Below are 14,290 nucleotides of genomic sequence, written 5' to 3'. Positions count from 1 at the left end.
CGAAACGGGGCCGGCGTCTTGGCAAAGTCCCTAGCCCGCCGTCATCGCCTTGCGGAACGCTTCCAGTGTCTCGGCGCTGACATGGTGCTCTATGCCCTCGGCATCGATGCGCGCCGTCTCGGCGCTGACGCCGAGCGAACGCAAAAAAGCCTCCACCGTCTGGTGGCGAATGCGGCTCTCTTCCGCGACCTTGCGACCGGCTTCGGTCAAGAACACGCCGCGATAAGGCTTTCTGGAGACCAGCCCGTCGGCACACAGCCTGGTCAGCATCTTGGCCACTGTCGGTTGGGCGACCCCCAGCCTGGCCGCGATGTCGACCTGGCGAGCCTCGTTGCCGTCCTCGATCAGGTCGGCGATCAACTCGACATAGTCCTCGACCAGCGCGCTGCGGCGCGCTTCGCGCGTCTGCCGGAACCCTTCCGAATGGACATCGGCATCGGGCAGCGGCTCACGCGGGACCGGTCTGTTCTTCAGCGCCAATATGCGCTCCTCCTTGGCTGCCCGAAGATTGAATCGGCCCGCATTCATAGCACGGGCCCCCACAATCCTGGCGTTTATTTGCATTCGGGCCCAGGCGCAACCGCATCGCCGCCGCGTCGGAGCACGATCGATCACATCACAAAAGCATGATCAATGAAATATAGCATATTGCATAATGTTGAGCCGCGACATAGATAGGAGACATCATCCATTGCATCAAGCGGAATTCGCCATGTCCGAGACCGACGCCACCGCCATAGCCAGACCCGCGTGGCGGTTCGACAGGCCAGGCGACGAGCAGCCGAGTCTGCGCGAGGTCAATTCCTCGATCGCCGTGCCGAATTCGGGCGTCTGGTTCCGTCGCCTGTTTGCCTTCATGGGGCCGGGCTACATGGTCTCGGTCGGCTATATGGACCCGGGCAACTGGGCGACAGACCTCGCCGGCGGCGCCCAGTTCGGCTACACGCTGCTGTTCATCATCATGCTGTCCAACCTGATGGCGATCCTGCTGCAGGCGCTGGCCGCGCGTCTCGGCATCGCCACTGACCGCGACCTCGCCCAGGCCTGCCGCGCCTACTACCCGCGTCCGGTGAACTTCGTGCTGTGGATCGCCTGCGAGCTCGCCATCATCGCCTGCGACCTCGCCGAAGTGATCGGCACCGCGATCGCGCTGCAGCTCCTGTTCGGCATTCCGCTGATCGGCGGCGCCATGCTCACCGCGCTCGACGCCTTCCTGGTGCTTTTGTTGATGAACAAGGGCTTCCGCTATCTCGAAGCCTTCGTCATCGCGCTTCTGATCATCATCTTCAGCTGCTTTGCCATCCAGATCTTCGTCGCCGCGCCGCCGGCCGGCACGATCCTGCATTCGATGTTCGTGCCGTCATCCGAAATCGTCACCAATCCGGCGATGCTCTACATCGCCATCGGCATCATCGGCGCCACCGTCATGCCGCACAATCTCTATCTGCACTCCTCAATCGTGCAGACCCGCGCCTATGAACGCACCGACGAGGGCAAGCGCGACGCCATCAAATGGGCAACGACGGACTCGACCATCGCCCTGATGCTGGCCCTGTTCGTCAACGCCTCGATCCTGATCGTGTCGGCGGTCGCCTTCCACAACACCGGCCACCAGGACGTCGCCGAGATTGGCCAGGCTTTCGAACTGCTGTCGCCGCTGCTCGGCCTGAGCATCGCCTCGATCCTGTTTGCCGTGGCGCTGCTCGCCTCCGGCCTGAACTCGACGGTGACCGCCACGCTTGCCGGCCAGATCGTCATGGAAGGCTTCCTGCGCCTGCGCATTCCGCAATGGGCGCGGCGCCTGCTGACGCGCGGCCTCGCCATCATCCCCGTGGTGGTCGTCACCGCGCTCTACGGCGAAAAGGGCACCGGCCAGTTGCTGGTGTTCAGCCAGGTGATCCTGTCGATGCAACTGCCCTTCGCGGTAATCCCGCTGGTCCAGTTCGTCTCTGACAGGAAGAAGATGGGCAGCCTTGCCATCCCGCGCGGCGTTGCGGCGCTCGCCTGGGTGGTCGCCGCCATCATCCTGGTGCTCAACTTCAAGCTGCTCTACGACACGCTGTTCGGGATCGGCTGAGATCGGCCGCGACAAAGACGCGGCCCGCGCTATTTCTCGGTCGATCATGACCACGATAGCCCAATCCCGAAGCTTCTATGCCAAGCTGATGGCTGCCCAGGCGCGTTCCGCCGATCCGCGTCTTGAAGAGGTGTTCGCGGCCGTGCCGCGCGAGGCGTTTCTCGGTCCTGGCCCATGGACGATCGTCGCCGGCCAAGGCGCGGTCGAGACCCCGAGCGCCGACCCGCGCTTCATCTATCAGAACGTGCTGGTGGTGCTCGATGCCGACAAGGGCATCAACAATGGCGAGCCGTTCCTGCACGCCATGTGGATCGGGAAACTCGCGCCCAGGCCCGGCGAGGCTGTCACTCACATCGGCGCCGGCACCGGCTACTACACGGCTTTGCTGGCCAGGTTGGTTTCACCTGGCGGCACCGTTGCCGCCTTCGAACTGGACGCCGATCTTGCCTCGCGGGCAAAGGCAAACCTTGCGGGCTACGAGAACGTCACTGTCATTCCTGGCGATGCCGTCACATCGGATTTGCCGCCGTCGGACGTCATCTATGTCAATGCCGGCGTCGCGGCACCTCCACCCGGCTGGCTCAAGGCGCTGAAGCCGGACGGCCGCATGATCTTCCCGTGGCGCCCGGCCGAGCGCGTTCCCCTGGCCGTTCTGGTGACCCGCACCGAAAACGGTTTTGCCTGCGACCCTTTCATGCGCTCCTGGTTCATCCCTTGCTCCGGCGCGTCGGTTGCAAGTCTCGCGGCAAAAATCCCGACGCGCGACCAGGCCGCGCGCAGCCGCTCGATCTGGCTGACAGCGGACAAGTTGCCGGACCGCACCGCCACCGCGATCTTTGAGCATGTCTGGTTTTCGTCACGCAGCCTCGATGCGCGGCCTCGGGTCTGACGAACCGAAATTCGGCACGCCCTGTCGGACGGCCAGCCAGTCATCCGTCCTTGGGCTGAAGTCCGGCCCTGACGGCGTGGATCGAAACAGGAGGAGCATCCCATGAGAAAGATCATAGCGGCGACATTCGTCAGCCTCGACGGCGTCATGCAGGCGCCGGGCGGCCCGGAGGAGGATCCCGTCGGCGGCTTCAAGTTCGGCGGCTGGACGTTCCACTATTTTGACGAAGTGGCGGGCGCGGCAATGGATGAACTATTCTCCAAACCCTTCGCCCTGTTGCTCGGCCGCAGAACCTACGACATATTCGCCGCATACTGGCCGTATCAGAAAGATCCGATCGCGGATGCCTTCAACCCTGCGACCAAATACGTAGCGACGCATCGTCCGGATTCGCTCACCTGGCAGAACACGCAATCGCTTGGGCCTGATATCGTCCCGGCGTTGCGCCGCCTCAAACAGGAAGATGGACCTGACCTGCTCATCCAGGGATCGGCCAATCTGATCCAGACCCTGCTCGCCAATGGGCTGATCGACGAGATTCGGCTGATGATCTTCCCGCTGTTGCTGGGCAAGGGCAAGCGGCTGTTCGGCGATGACGCGATGCCGGCCGCCTTCAAGCTGACCCGCTCGCAGGCTTCCAGCACCGGCGTCATCATGGCGACCTACGAGCGCGCCGGCGAAATCAAGACCGGTTCCTTTGTCACGGGGGAGCCATCCGACGCCGAGCTCGAGCGGCGCAGGACCTGGAAGTAAACGCTTCTTTTCCTCTCCTCCACGAACGTGGAGGAGAGGAAACCAGGTTCTGAAAATTCCCTCAAGCCGCCTGCGGCCGGCGCGCCAGCCCGTCGCGTATATGCCGTGCGAACGCTTGCGCCGCCGGGCCGACGCCGTGCCTCGGCAGATGCAGGTTGATCGAGAAATTCGGCAGCGGCGGCAGGCCGGACTCGGACGGCAATATGTCGAGATCGGCCGGCACCGTGGAGGCCAGCCAGGTGGTGACGGCCAGATCGGAACGCACCGTTGCGGTCGTCGCGTCGATATTGCCGTTCTCGAACACGGTGCGCCATTCCAGCCCATGCTCGTGGAGCGCCGAAAGCACAACCGGCCGGAAGGCGCAACTGTCGGCGACCATCGAGACCGGTAGGGGGCGCTTGGCGCGCGCGACACCGCCCTTGGCGCCGACCCACACCAGCCGATCGATGGCGAGGCACTCGCCATCCGATGCCCCCACCCGCTCCTCGATGACCGCCAGGTCGATAGTGCCGGCCGCGAGCGCCGCGGCCAATTCCGGTGAGGAGGCGCAGACCAGCGATATCTCGACCTGCGGATAGGTTTGCGCATAGGCTTTCAGCACCGGCGCCAGCGTCGTGCCGACAAGGTCGTAAGGCACGCCGAACCGCACCTGGCCGGCCACGACATTGGCAGCCATTTCGGCCCAGATCTCGTCGTTGAGGCTGAGCAGCCGCTTTGCCTTGCCGAACAGCCGCTCGCCGGAAGAGGTCAGCCGCAAGCCGCGCCGGTCGCGCTCGAACAGGCTGCGGCCGAGCGCCTCCTCCAGCCGCCGGACTTGCTGGCTGACGGCGCCTTGCGTCAGGTGCAGCGCATTGGCCGCCGCCGTCATGCTGGCCTTGTCGGCGACGGTGACGAAGGTGCGCATGAGCGTCGTATCGAGGTTGCGGATCATGCCTGCATTATAGATGCTAATGCCCGTCATCGCAAATATTGCATTTACTGATATTCGGCTGCATCTACCATGGGGCCTCCGACTGAGGACGCCGCATGCTCCAACCCGTCATCCCCCTGATCCTGTTCGCCCTGGTGGCGACCAGCACGCCCGGCATCGCCACCACCTTGTCGACGGCGTCGGGCGCGCAGTTCGGCTTTCGCCGCTCCATCCCGCTGGTGGTCGGCAGCGCGGCCGGCTTGGCCACCGTCACCGGGGCGGCGGCCGCCGGGCTGGCCGGCCTGCTTCTCGCCATGCCGTCCTTGCAGCTTGCCATGAAGATCGCCGGCTCGCTCTACCTCGTCTGGCTGGCGCTCAAGATCGGCCGTGCGGGGGCCCCCAAGCTCGATGTGACGATGATCAAACCGAACAGTTTTCTCGGCGGTGCCGGCATTCAGTGGCTGAACCCCAAGGGCTGGGCGATGGGGCTTGGAGCCGCGGCATCCTTCGCCGCACTCGCCGACGGGCCGGCGCGGCTGGCCCTGCTGCTCGGCTCCACCTTCGGCCTCACCGCCGCCTTCTCGCTGTCGCTATGGTGTGTGGCCGGCATGCTGCTCGCCCGGCTGCTGAAGACCGAGCAGCAATGGCGCGCGCTCAATATCCTGCTCGGCCTGGTGCTGGCGGCATCGATCATTCCGATGTGGCGGCAGGCGTAAGATGGGCCTGCAGAACCTGGGTTCCTCGCCCCCGCAAGGCGAGGCGAGGAACCCGAATCCTGTCAAGCCGCGTAGCGTGCGGCTGGCTTGTCGGCGTGCAGGCTGCCGTAGAAGGTCTGCCGGGCGCCAAGGAAGGCGTCCAGCTTGGCCGTATCGGCAAGCGCGGGCACGGTGACGGCTTCGCCCCTGGCCAGGCCGACAAGGGCAGCATCGACCATATCGTCGGCGGTCATGATGATTTCCTTCGGAAGCTGGTCGATATCGCTTCCCGCGACTTCCCAGAAATCGGTCCGGGTCGCCCCCGGCAGCACCACCTGCGCCTGGACATGGGTGCCGGCAACCTCGCGCTGCAGGGCTTCGGTGAAGTTGACGACATAGGCCTTGGTGCCGCTGTAGATGCCGCCGAACGAGGTGTCAAAGGCCAGCACCGAGGCGATGTTGACGATAGCGCCGCGGTTGCGCGCGAGAAATCCCGGCAGCACAGCACGCGTCAACCGCGTCAGGGCGATCACATTGACCTTGATCATGCGTTCAGCCGCATCGGCGTCCGCCGTCGCAACCACCTGCGCACCACCAAGCCCGGCATTGTTGACCAACAGCGTGACGCTGTCATCCGTCGACACCGTCCGCTCCACCCGCCGCACATCATCGTCGTTGGCCAGATCGGCACTGATCACGCTGACCTTGCGGCTGTAGGCATAGCGCAGCCTTTCAGCCAATTCCTCGAGCCGGTCCGCGCGGCGCGCCACCAGCACCAGGTCATAGCCCTGCCCCGCCAGCCGGTCGGCATAGACAGCGCCGATGCCGGAGGAAGCGCCGGTGATGACGGCGGTGCCCTTGTTCTCATTCTTGCTCATTGTCCTGTTCCTTTCGCGCTCTTCGCTCTGGTTCGGCTTCGACGGATGCGCCGGCTGCCGAGCTTCTCGATCGTCAATTGGTGGCATATGCCACTTTCGGCGAAGTAGGTATATGCCACTATCTTGTCAACGGCGGCCGCGAAAACTATTTCTGCGGCAGGCTGGCACAGGCTTTGCCAGCGAGGAGTTGACATGACCGATCTTCAGCAACCGGGATTCAGCCGATGCAACAATGCCACCTTGCGGCGCACCGCGCGCAGGCTCGGCCGCTTCTACGACGACGCGCTTGCGCCTTCCGGGCTGAAAGGCACGCAATTTGGCCTGCTCTTTCAGATCAGTGCCAGCAGCGAACCGGCGATGGGGACCGTTGCCGAGGCGCTGATCATGGATCTCTCGGCGCTCGGCCATACGCTGAAGCCGCTGGTCCGCGACGGCTATGTCGAAACTTTCCCCGATAAGGACGATCGCCGCGTCAAGCGCGTCCGGCTGACGCCGCACGGCCAGGCCAAGCTCGAAGAGGCGATCAGGCTGTGGAGTGTCGCCCAGCAGCGCTTCGAGGAGATGATCGGCGCGGAGCAAGCCGCGAAGCTGCGTGCGACGCTGGATGATGTGGCCTCTCTGGACCTCGAAACGCCGGCGGCCGCTCCCTCCAGTTGAAGCGGCCGCGTAAGAACCAGTGACGAAAAGCTCGGCACCCTCTACTCCGCCGGCATGGCGACCGGCCGCGCCAGCATCCGGCCGGCCAGCACGATGCCGAGCCCGACGACGGGGAAGACGGCCGCGATGAGGCCCAGATCGGCCGGACCGCCATAGCGCAGCACGGCGCCGCCAACCACCGCGCCGAGCGCCACGCCGAGGTAGAGCGCCGAGGCATTGAGCGACAGCACGATCGGGGCAGCGTCGGGGGCGAGCTTGATGATGCGGCTCGCCTGCGCCGGCGGAAAGGCCCAACCGACGATGCCCCATGGCACCATCATGCCCATCAGCGCCGGCCCGGCGAGATGATGCGGCAGAAAGGCCGGGATCAGCGAGAAGGTGACGAGCATGGCAGCGCTCAGCGCCAGCGACCAGCCGACGGTGCGCGTCGCGCCAAACCGGTCCGCGGCCTGGCCGCCGGCGATGTTGCCGATGACGGCGCCGACACCGAAGGCGAGCAGCATGCCGGGCAGCGCTATCGGGGAGAGCCCGCTGGCTTCGATGGCCAGCGGCGCGATGAAGCTGAACACGGTGAAGGCGCCGATGAGGGCAAGCGTGGTCGTCACCAGGATCGGCATCACGCCGGGACGCATTGCCGCCGCCAGCCGGCGCTTCAGCGGCAGCTTGGTGCCGATGATGCCGCGCGGCAGCCGATACCAGAGGATGGCGCCGGCGAGCGCGCCGAGGCCTGCGATGGCATAGAACGTGCCGCGCCAGCCGGCTATCGCCGCGACCAGCGCGCCGAGCGGGGCGCCCACCGCTACCGCCACCGTGGTGCCGCCGACGACGACGGCAATGGCGCGGGCCCGGTGATGGTCATCGACCAGCGCCACCGCCGTGCCTTGCGCGGTCGCCGCGAACAGGCCAGACGACAGCGCCATGATGATGCGCGCGGCGAGCAGCACTTCGAAGGAGGAGCTCAAGGCCGCGGCAACGTTGCCAATGACGAAGAACACCAGCGTCCACAGGATGACGCGGCGCCGGTCCCATTCGCCGGTCAGCGTCGCCAGGATCGGCGTGCCGACCGCATAAGCGAGCGCGAAGGCGGTGATCAGCGTGCCGGCGAGCGGAACGGAGATGCCGGCATCCCTGGCGATGTCGGGTAGAAGGCTGGAGACGACGAAGCCTTCGGTCGAGATCGCAAACGATCCGAGCGCAAGCCAGAAGATCCGCTTGTCCATGGCGATGTGTCCTTAGTTCAAAGGTTATTGAACAATTGGACATAACCCGACAGGATGTCAATGAAGCCAGGAAAAAATAGCACAACCATCCTGACAGCCCTGTGTCAGCACGATCGTGAAAGGGAGAGCGGTGTGCAGGGCAGACGCGGAGCGGGTGCGTTGAAATCGGCCGGAACTGTGCTTAGGTTGCAGCCATGAGCCTGCCACATCCCAATACGGACCAGATCAGCCTGCCGATCGTGCTCGCCGTGCTCGGCGACCCGACGCGGCTGGCGATCGTGCGTTATCTCGCCAGCAAGGAAGGCGTGCCGCTGAACTGCAGCAAATTCCTCGATCTCGCCTCGAAGACCAATCTGAGCTACCACCTGGCAAAGCTGCGCGAGGCCGGCGTGACTCGCGCAGAAGTGGCCGGCACCAACCGCATGATCACGCTGCGCCGCGCCGATCTCGATGCCCGTTTCCCCGGCCTGCTCGACAGCATTATTGCCGCCGCAGGGGACGGTCCGGCGCTGCCGGCCGTCGGCGGCCATGATATCGAAGTGACGGCCTGACCTCGCGGGATCTGGGTTCTCGCCCCACGGTAATGGGGAGAGGAAACGCTGCCTCACAACCGGAGCTCCCATGCGCATTGCTGTCCTCGCCGATATCCACGGCAATGTTCTGGCGCTTGACGCCGTGCTCGCCGACCTCGAGCGGCGCGGCGGCGCGGATATCACGGTCAATCTCGGCGACAGCGTTTCGGGTCCGCTCTGGCCGCGCGAGACGTTTGCGCGGCTGGAAGCGCTGGACCTGCCGACCGTGCGCGGCAATCATGACCGCCGCGTCGCCGCCGATCCGGCCGATGAGACCATGTGGGCCTCCGACATCTACGCGCAGGAACGGCTGACCGGGGCGCAGCGCGAGGTACTGTTCGCCCAGCCTCTGACGCTGGAGATCGCGCCCGGCGTGATCGCTTTTCATGCCAGGCCCGATCACGACGAGAAATACCTGCTCGATGCGATCGCCGACGGCCGGCTGGTGCGTGCGCCGCTGGCGGCGATCCGGCGGCGGTTGAAGGCGCTCGATCCGGCCTGCCGCCTGGCCCTGTGCGGCCATAGCCACCGGGCCGAACTGATCCGCTTGCCCGGCGGTCCGGTGATCTTCAACCCAGGCAGCGTCGGCTGTCCCGCCTATGAAGACTCGACGCCGCCGGCGCATTCCTCCGAGCAGGGCGCGCCGCATGCGCGCTATGGCATCGTCACTTCAGGCGAGCCCGGCCGGCCCGACCGTTTCGAGGCCATCGCCGTCGATTACGATCACGAGGCGGCCGCTGGCCAGGCCGAACAGGCGGGACGGCCCGAATGGGCCCATGCGCTGCGAACCGGCTTCATGCCCGGCTGAATGCTTTTTGCATTCATGCCGCGAGCAAGCGCATGCCAGGCTGAGCTCTCTCCCCGCTCTCCGATCATCGCCCTCACGCAGCTCCGTCCCTGCCGGAAGAAAATCTCGCTTCTGGACATGGCGCAGCGTCGTCGCCTATAAAATCGGCTTCGCGTGTGGCGGCGTTTTCGTATCTGGCGGTGCCTTTGGTAATGCAATCTATCGGCCACGGCGAAGTGATGAAGCGCTGGTCTACGCTCCGAACGACGCTCTTCGCGCTGATCGCCGCTCCTTTGCTTCTGACGGTGGCCCATGCCGAAGAGGGGCCGTTCATCTCCATCGTCACCGGCCTCGCCCCCGACGATCTCCTCAACGTCCGCGCCCAGCCATCGCCGATCGGCAAGACCGAGGCGCGTCTGGCCAATGGCGCCAGCGTGAACAATCTCGGCTGCATCGACGTAGACGGCCGGCAATGGTGCAAGGTCGAGGCCGAGAACCCGAAAATCAGCGGCTGGACCCCTGCCCGCTACCTGAACCCCGTCAATCCGGCTTCGCCGCCCGATCCGGATCAGGCGGATGCGGCCGCTGCCGCGACCAACAATGCAGGCCAGGCGCTCGGCGCCGCCAGCCCCGCGGCCGCTCAGCCGCCCGACCTGACGGCGCGGCTAGGCGGAGCCGACAATGCGGCTGCCCCAGCAACCACGCCGAAATCCGCCGCGGTGATCGCCATGCAGGATGCTTACGGCCTGGCGCTGGTGGCGAATGAACCGCGCACTGGGGAGAATCCGGCACAGGCGGAGGCCACCGCCGGAGGCGCCGCCATTGAAATTCCCTGTGCGCGCAATGTCGGCCAGCCGATGACCCTTTGCGCGGCAAGCGTCGAGCACAAGGGCAGCGACAAGGCCGACGTCACCGTGACCTGGCCGGACGGCGGCAGCCGCGTCATCTCCTTCTATGGCGGACTGCCCGCCGGCTCCGACGGCGACAGCGATTTCCGCTTCACCCGCGAAGGCAGCCTCAGCATGATCCGCGTCGGCATCTCGGAGCGATTCGAGATTACGGATGCCGTGGCGTTTGGGCATTAGTTTGGAAGGCAATGGGGCAGTAGGGCAGTAAGGCAATATGTGAAGTGCCTGGAGTGACTGCCCTACTGCCCTACTGCCCTACTGCCCTACTGCCCTACTGCCCTACTGCCCTACTGCCCTCATTTTCGGGGTTACATCCCGCAAAACTCTTCCCTATAAGGCCCTCCTAGCCTGATACCAGAATCGCAAGCACAACCGGCCGGGTCTCCCGTCCCGGTTTTTCGTGCAAGCCGCTCGCCGAACGGAATTCATAAAGATGCCAAGACGCACCGACATCAAGTCGATCCTGATCATCGGGGCCGGCCCCATCGTCATCGGCCAGGCCTGCGAGTTCGACTATTCCGGCACCCAGGCCTGCAAGGCGCTGAAGGAAGAAGGTTTCCGCGTCATCCTGGTCAATTCCAACCCGGCCACCATCATGACCGACCCGGAACTGGCCGACGCCACCTATATCGAGCCGATCACCCCCGAAGTCGTGGCCAAGATCATCGCCAAGGAGCGCCCGGATGCGCTGCTGCCGACCATGGGCGGCCAGACCGCGCTCAACACCGCGCTGTCGCTGCGCCGCATGGGCGTGCTGGAGCGCTACAATGTCGAGATGATCGGCGCCGACGCCACGGCCATCGACAAGGCCGAGGACCGGGCGCTTTTCCGCGAAGCGATGAAGAAGATCGGCCTGGAAACGCCGAAGTCGATGCTGGCCAACGCCACCGACGTCAAGAATGCCGACCGCAAGACGCATGAAGCCGAACGCGCGGCACTGAAGGCCGAAAAGCCCGACAATCTCGATGCCGCGCTCGACGCGCTGGAGACAAGCTGGAACCTCGGCGAAGGCGACCGCAAGCAGCGCTACATCAGCCACGCCATGGCGATCGCCGCCCAAGCGCTCGACCATGTCGGCCTGCCCGCCATCATCCGCCCCTCCTTCACCATGGGCGGCACCGGCGGCGGCATCGCCTACAACAGGGCCGAATTCTTCGACATCGTCCAGTCCGGCCTCGACGCCTCGCCGACCACCGAGGTGCTGATCGAGGAAAGCGTGCTCGGCTGGAAGGAATACGAGATGGAGGTCGTCCGCGACAGAGCGGATAATTGCATCATCGTCTGCTCCATCGAGAACATCGATCCGATGGGCGTGCACACGGGCGATTCGATCACCGTCGCGCCGGCGCTGACCTTGACCGACAAGGAATACCAGATGATGCGCAACGCCTCGATCGCGGTGCTGCGCGAGATCGGCGTCGAGACCGGCGGCTCCAACGTGCAGTTCGCCGTCAACCCGGCCGATGGCCGCCTTGTCGTCATCGAGATGAACCCGCGCGTCTCGCGCTCCTCCGCACTGGCCTCCAAGGCGACCGGTTTCCCGATCGCCAAGATCGCCGCCAAGCTTGCCGTCGGCTACACGCTGGACGAGCTGGAGAACGACATCACCGGCGGCGCCACGCCCGCCTCGTTCGAGCCCAGCATCGACTACGTCGTCACGAAAATCCCGCGCTTCGCCTTCGAAAAATTCCCCGGCGCCGAGCCGGTGCTGACCACCGCCATGAAGTCGGTCGGCGAAGTCATGGCCATCGGCCGCACCTTCCAGGAATCCTTGCAGAAGGCTTTGCGCGGTCTGGAGACCGGCCTCACCGGCCTCGACGAGATCGAGATCCCCGGCCTTGGCCATGGGACGACGCCCGCCAGCCATGTCGACGACCGCAATGCCATCCGCGCCGCACTCGGCACCCCGACGCCCGACCGGCTGCGCATGGTGGCGCAGGCGATCCGCATGGGCACCTCGCTCGAAGACGTGCACGCAATGTGCAAGATCGACCCGTGGTTCCTCGAGCAGATCGCAGGCATCCTGGCCATGGAAGCCCGCATCCGCGAGCATGGCCTGCCTGAGGATGCCGCTAATCTGCGCATGCTGAAGGCCATGGGTTTTTCGGACGCCCGCCTCGCCTCATTGACGAAGAGCGACGTGGAAGTCGTTCAGAAGATTCGTGAAAAGCTCGGCGTTCATCCGGTTTATAAGCGCATCGACACCTGCGCGGCCGAGTTCGCCTCGCCCACCGCCTACATGTACTCCACTTATGAAGTGCCCTTCGCCGGCGCGCTCGCCAACGAGGCGCAGGTCTCGTCGCGCAAAAAGGTGGTCATCCTCGGCGGCGGGCCGAACCGCATCGGCCAGGGCATCGAGTTCGACTATTGCTGCTGCCATGCGGCCTTCGCACTGCGCGACGCCGGCTATGAAGCGATCATGATCAACTGCAACCCCGAGACCGTCTCGACCGACTACGACACGTCGGACCGGCTCTACTTCGATCCCCTGACGGCGGAGGACGTGCTGGAGATCCTGCGCGCCGAGCAGGCCTCGGGCGAGCTGGTCGGCGTCATCGTCCAGTTCGGCGGCCAGACGCCGCTGAAGCTCGCCGATGCGCTGGAGAAGGCCGGCATCCCGATCCTCGGCACCTCGCCCGACATGATCGATCTGGCGGAGGACCGCGACCGCTTCCAGAAGCTGCTGCACAAGCTCAATCTCAGCCAGCCGAAGAACGGCATTGCCTATTCGGTCGAGCAGGCCCGCCTCGTCGCCGGCGAGCTCGGCTTCCCCCTGGTGGTGCGCCCCTCCTATGTGCTGGGCGGCCGCGCCATGCAGATCATCCATGACGAGGGCATGCTGCAATCCTATCTGCTCGACACCGTGCCCGGCCTGGTGCCGGAGGACATCAAGCAGAAATACCCCAACGACAAGACTGGCCAGATCAACACGCTGCTGGGCAAGAACCCGCTGCTGTTCGACACCTATCTCAGTGGCGCCATCGAGGTCGATGTCGACTGCCTCTGCGACGGCAAGGCGACCTTCGTGTCGGGCATATTGGAGCACATCGAGGAGGCCGGCATCCATTCGGGCGACTCGGCCTGCTCGCTCCCGGTGCACTCGCTGCCTTCGGAGCTGGTCGACGAGTTGGAGCGCCAGACGGCAGCCCTTGCCCGCGCGCTCAATGTCGGCGGGTTGATGAACGTGCAGTACGCGATCAAGGACGGCACGGTCTATGTGCTGGAGGTCAACCCGCGCGCATCCCGCACCGTGCCCTTCGTCGCCAAGACCATCGGCCGCCCCATTGCCAAGATCGCCGCCCGCATCATGGCCGGCGAGAGCCTGGAAGACGCCTTCGCCCATTACGGCGCCATGCCCGACCCGCGCAATCCCGGCCACATCGCGGTCAAGGAAGCCGTCTTCCCCTTCGCCCGCTTCCCCGGCGTCGACATCCTGCTCGGCCCGGAAATGCGCTCGACCGGCGAGGTCATGGGCCTCGACCGCGATTTCGCGCTTGCCTTCGCCAAGAGCCAGTTGGGCGCCGGCGTCGACCTGCCGCGCTCCGGCACGCTGTTCGTCTCGGTGCGCGACGAGGACAAGAAAGGCATATTGCCGGCGGTCAAGCGCCTCGCCGGCCTCGGCTTCAAGGTGATGGCCACGTCAGGCACCGCCCGCTTCCTCGCCGAAAACGGCGTCGTCGCCGAGAAAATCAACAAGGTGCTCGAAGGCCGCCCCCACATCGAAGACGCCATCCGCAACCGTCAGGTCCAGATCGTCTTCAACACCACGGATGGCCAGAAGGCGGTGTCGGACTCGAAGTCGTTGCGGCGAGCGACGCTGATGCAGAAGGTGCCGTATTACACGACTCTGTCGGGTGCCGCCGCGGTGGCCGAAGCGATCGCGGCGCTGAAGGCTGGGAGCTTGGAGGTGCGGCCGCTGCAGGAGTATTTTGCTTGAGGCATCT

13 protein-coding genes are annotated in these 14,290 nt (G+C 65.3%); 9 read left to right on the top strand and 4 right to left on the bottom strand.

The genetic code is table 11. The features are described from left to right. Positions 1–30 precede the first annotated feature (30 nt). Positions 31–480, bottom strand: a complete 450-nt coding sequence (mntR, locus tag FJ946_RS26715) for a manganese-binding transcriptional regulator MntR (protein WP_181165236.1) — start codon at positions 478–480, stop codon at positions 31–33. A gap of 232 nt (positions 481–712) precedes the next feature. Here mntR and FJ946_RS26710 point away from each other — a divergent pair, with 232 nt between their 5' ends. The 3 genes from FJ946_RS26710 to FJ946_RS26700 all read left to right on the top strand — a co-directional run bounded on the left by FJ946_RS26710 (position 713) and on the right by FJ946_RS26700 (position 3,719). Continuing rightward, the gene (locus tag FJ946_RS26710; protein WP_140524851.1) at positions 713–2,077 is read left to right on the top strand and encodes an Nramp family divalent metal transporter; all 1,365 of its coding nucleotides are present in this window, start codon (positions 713–715) and stop codon (positions 2,075–2,077) included. Positions 2,078–2,123: 46 nt separating this feature from the next. Further along, complete coding sequence (locus FJ946_RS26705) at positions 2,124–2,966, top strand: protein-L-isoaspartate O-methyltransferase (protein ID WP_181167698.1); 843 nt, start codon at positions 2,124–2,126, stop codon at positions 2,964–2,966. A 102-nt stretch (positions 2,967–3,068) separates the two neighbouring features. Then, on the top strand, positions 3,069–3,719 hold the full coding sequence (locus FJ946_RS26700; protein ID WP_140524852.1) for a dihydrofolate reductase family protein: 651 nt from the start codon (positions 3,069–3,071) through the stop codon (positions 3,717–3,719). Between the two features lie 61 nt (positions 3,720–3,780). Here the strand turns inward: FJ946_RS26700 and FJ946_RS26695 are convergent, their stop codons facing one another. After that, positions 3,781–4,650 (bottom strand): LysR substrate-binding domain-containing protein, encoded by an 870-nt coding sequence (locus FJ946_RS26695; protein ID WP_140524953.1) that lies wholly within the window; start codon positions 4,648–4,650, stop codon positions 3,781–3,783. A 95-nt stretch (positions 4,651–4,745) separates the two neighbouring features. Here FJ946_RS26695 and FJ946_RS26690 point away from each other — a divergent pair, with 95 nt between their 5' ends. Then, positions 4,746–5,345, top strand: a complete 600-nt coding sequence (locus FJ946_RS26690) for a LysE family translocator (protein ID WP_140495928.1) — start codon at positions 4,746–4,748, stop codon at positions 5,343–5,345. A 62-nt stretch (positions 5,346–5,407) separates the two neighbouring features. Here FJ946_RS26690 and FJ946_RS26685 read toward each other — a convergent pair whose 3' ends face one another. After that, the gene (locus tag FJ946_RS26685; protein WP_140560656.1) at positions 5,408–6,202 is read right to left on the bottom strand and encodes an SDR family oxidoreductase; all 795 of its coding nucleotides are present in this window, start codon (positions 6,200–6,202) and stop codon (positions 5,408–5,410) included. A 192-nt stretch (positions 6,203–6,394) separates the two neighbouring features. Here FJ946_RS26685 and FJ946_RS26680 point away from each other — a divergent pair, with 192 nt between their 5' ends. Next, positions 6,395–6,859, top strand: a complete 465-nt coding sequence (locus FJ946_RS26680) for a MarR family winged helix-turn-helix transcriptional regulator (RefSeq protein ID WP_140495930.1) — start codon at positions 6,395–6,397, stop codon at positions 6,857–6,859. 41 nt (positions 6,860–6,900) lie between these two features. Here FJ946_RS26680 and FJ946_RS26675 read toward each other — a convergent pair whose 3' ends face one another. Next, positions 6,901–8,079, bottom strand: a complete 1,179-nt coding sequence (locus FJ946_RS26675) for an MFS transporter (protein ID WP_140560655.1) — start codon at positions 8,077–8,079, stop codon at positions 6,901–6,903. A gap of 194 nt (positions 8,080–8,273) precedes the next feature. Here FJ946_RS26675 and FJ946_RS26670 point away from each other — a divergent pair, with 194 nt between their 5' ends. The 4 genes from FJ946_RS26670 to carB all read left to right on the top strand — a co-directional run bounded on the left by FJ946_RS26670 (position 8,274) and on the right by carB (position 14,283). Beyond that, positions 8,274–8,630 carry a helix-turn-helix transcriptional regulator gene (locus FJ946_RS26670; protein WP_140566960.1) on the top strand — a complete coding sequence of 119 codons (357 nt, stop codon included), beginning with the start codon at positions 8,274–8,276 and terminating at the stop codon, positions 8,628–8,630. Between the two features lie 70 nt (positions 8,631–8,700). Continuing rightward, a complete protein-coding gene (locus FJ946_RS26665; protein WP_140495933.1) occupies positions 8,701–9,459 on the top strand; it encodes a metallophosphoesterase family protein in 759 nt (252 codons plus the stop codon). 218 nt (positions 9,460–9,677) lie between these two features. After that, positions 9,678–10,523: an SH3 domain-containing protein gene (locus FJ946_RS26660; protein ID WP_140566962.1), complete on the top strand. Its 846-nt coding sequence runs from the start codon at positions 9,678–9,680 to the stop codon at positions 10,521–10,523. Between the two features lie 256 nt (positions 10,524–10,779). Further along, on the top strand, positions 10,780–14,283 hold the full coding sequence (carB, locus tag FJ946_RS26655; protein ID WP_140566965.1) for a carbamoyl-phosphate synthase large subunit: 3,504 nt from the start codon (positions 10,780–10,782) through the stop codon (positions 14,281–14,283). The last annotated feature ends 7 nt before the right edge of the window (positions 14,284–14,290 follow it).

It is taken from the genome of Mesorhizobium sp. B2-4-7 (assembly GCF_006442685.1).
GTDB lineage: Bacteria > Pseudomonadota > Alphaproteobacteria > Rhizobiales > Rhizobiaceae > Mesorhizobium.
The sequence above is the reverse complement of the archived record's forward strand: the minus strand, read 5'-3'. Positions and strand labels throughout refer to the sequence as shown.

Bases quoted from the DNA above. Each gene is read 5' to 3' on its own strand.
- FJ946_RS26685 (WP_140560656.1), bottom strand. From the start codon at position 6,202: ATGAGCAAGAATGAGAACAAGGGCACCGCCGTCATCACCGGCGCTTCC.
- FJ946_RS26710 (WP_140524851.1), top strand. From the start codon at position 713: ATGTCCGAGACCGACGCCACCGCCATAGCCAGACCCGCGTGGCGGTTC.
- FJ946_RS26705 (WP_181167698.1), top strand. From the start codon at position 2,124: ATGACCACGATAGCCCAATCCCGAAGCTTCTATGCCAAGCTGATGGCT.
- FJ946_RS26670 (WP_140566960.1), top strand. From the start codon at position 8,274: ATGAGCCTGCCACATCCCAATACGGACCAGATCAGCCTGCCGATCGTG.
- carB (WP_140566965.1), top strand. From the start codon at position 10,780: ATGCCAAGACGCACCGACATCAAGTCGATCCTGATCATCGGGGCCGGC.
- FJ946_RS26700 (WP_140524852.1), top strand. From the start codon at position 3,069: ATGAGAAAGATCATAGCGGCGACATTCGTCAGCCTCGACGGCGTCATG.
- FJ946_RS26680 (WP_140495930.1), top strand. From the start codon at position 6,395: ATGACCGATCTTCAGCAACCGGGATTCAGCCGATGCAACAATGCCACC.
- FJ946_RS26665 (WP_140495933.1), top strand. From the start codon at position 8,701: ATGCGCATTGCTGTCCTCGCCGATATCCACGGCAATGTTCTGGCGCTT.
- FJ946_RS26660 (WP_140566962.1), top strand. From the start codon at position 9,678: ATGAAGCGCTGGTCTACGCTCCGAACGACGCTCTTCGCGCTGATCGCC.
- FJ946_RS26690 (WP_140495928.1), top strand. From the start codon at position 4,746: ATGCTCCAACCCGTCATCCCCCTGATCCTGTTCGCCCTGGTGGCGACC.
- FJ946_RS26675 (WP_140560655.1), bottom strand. From the start codon at position 8,079: ATGGACAAGCGGATCTTCTGGCTTGCGCTCGGATCGTTTGCGATCTCG.
- FJ946_RS26695 (WP_140524953.1), bottom strand. From the start codon at position 4,650: ATGATCCGCAACCTCGATACGACGCTCATGCGCACCTTCGTCACCGTC.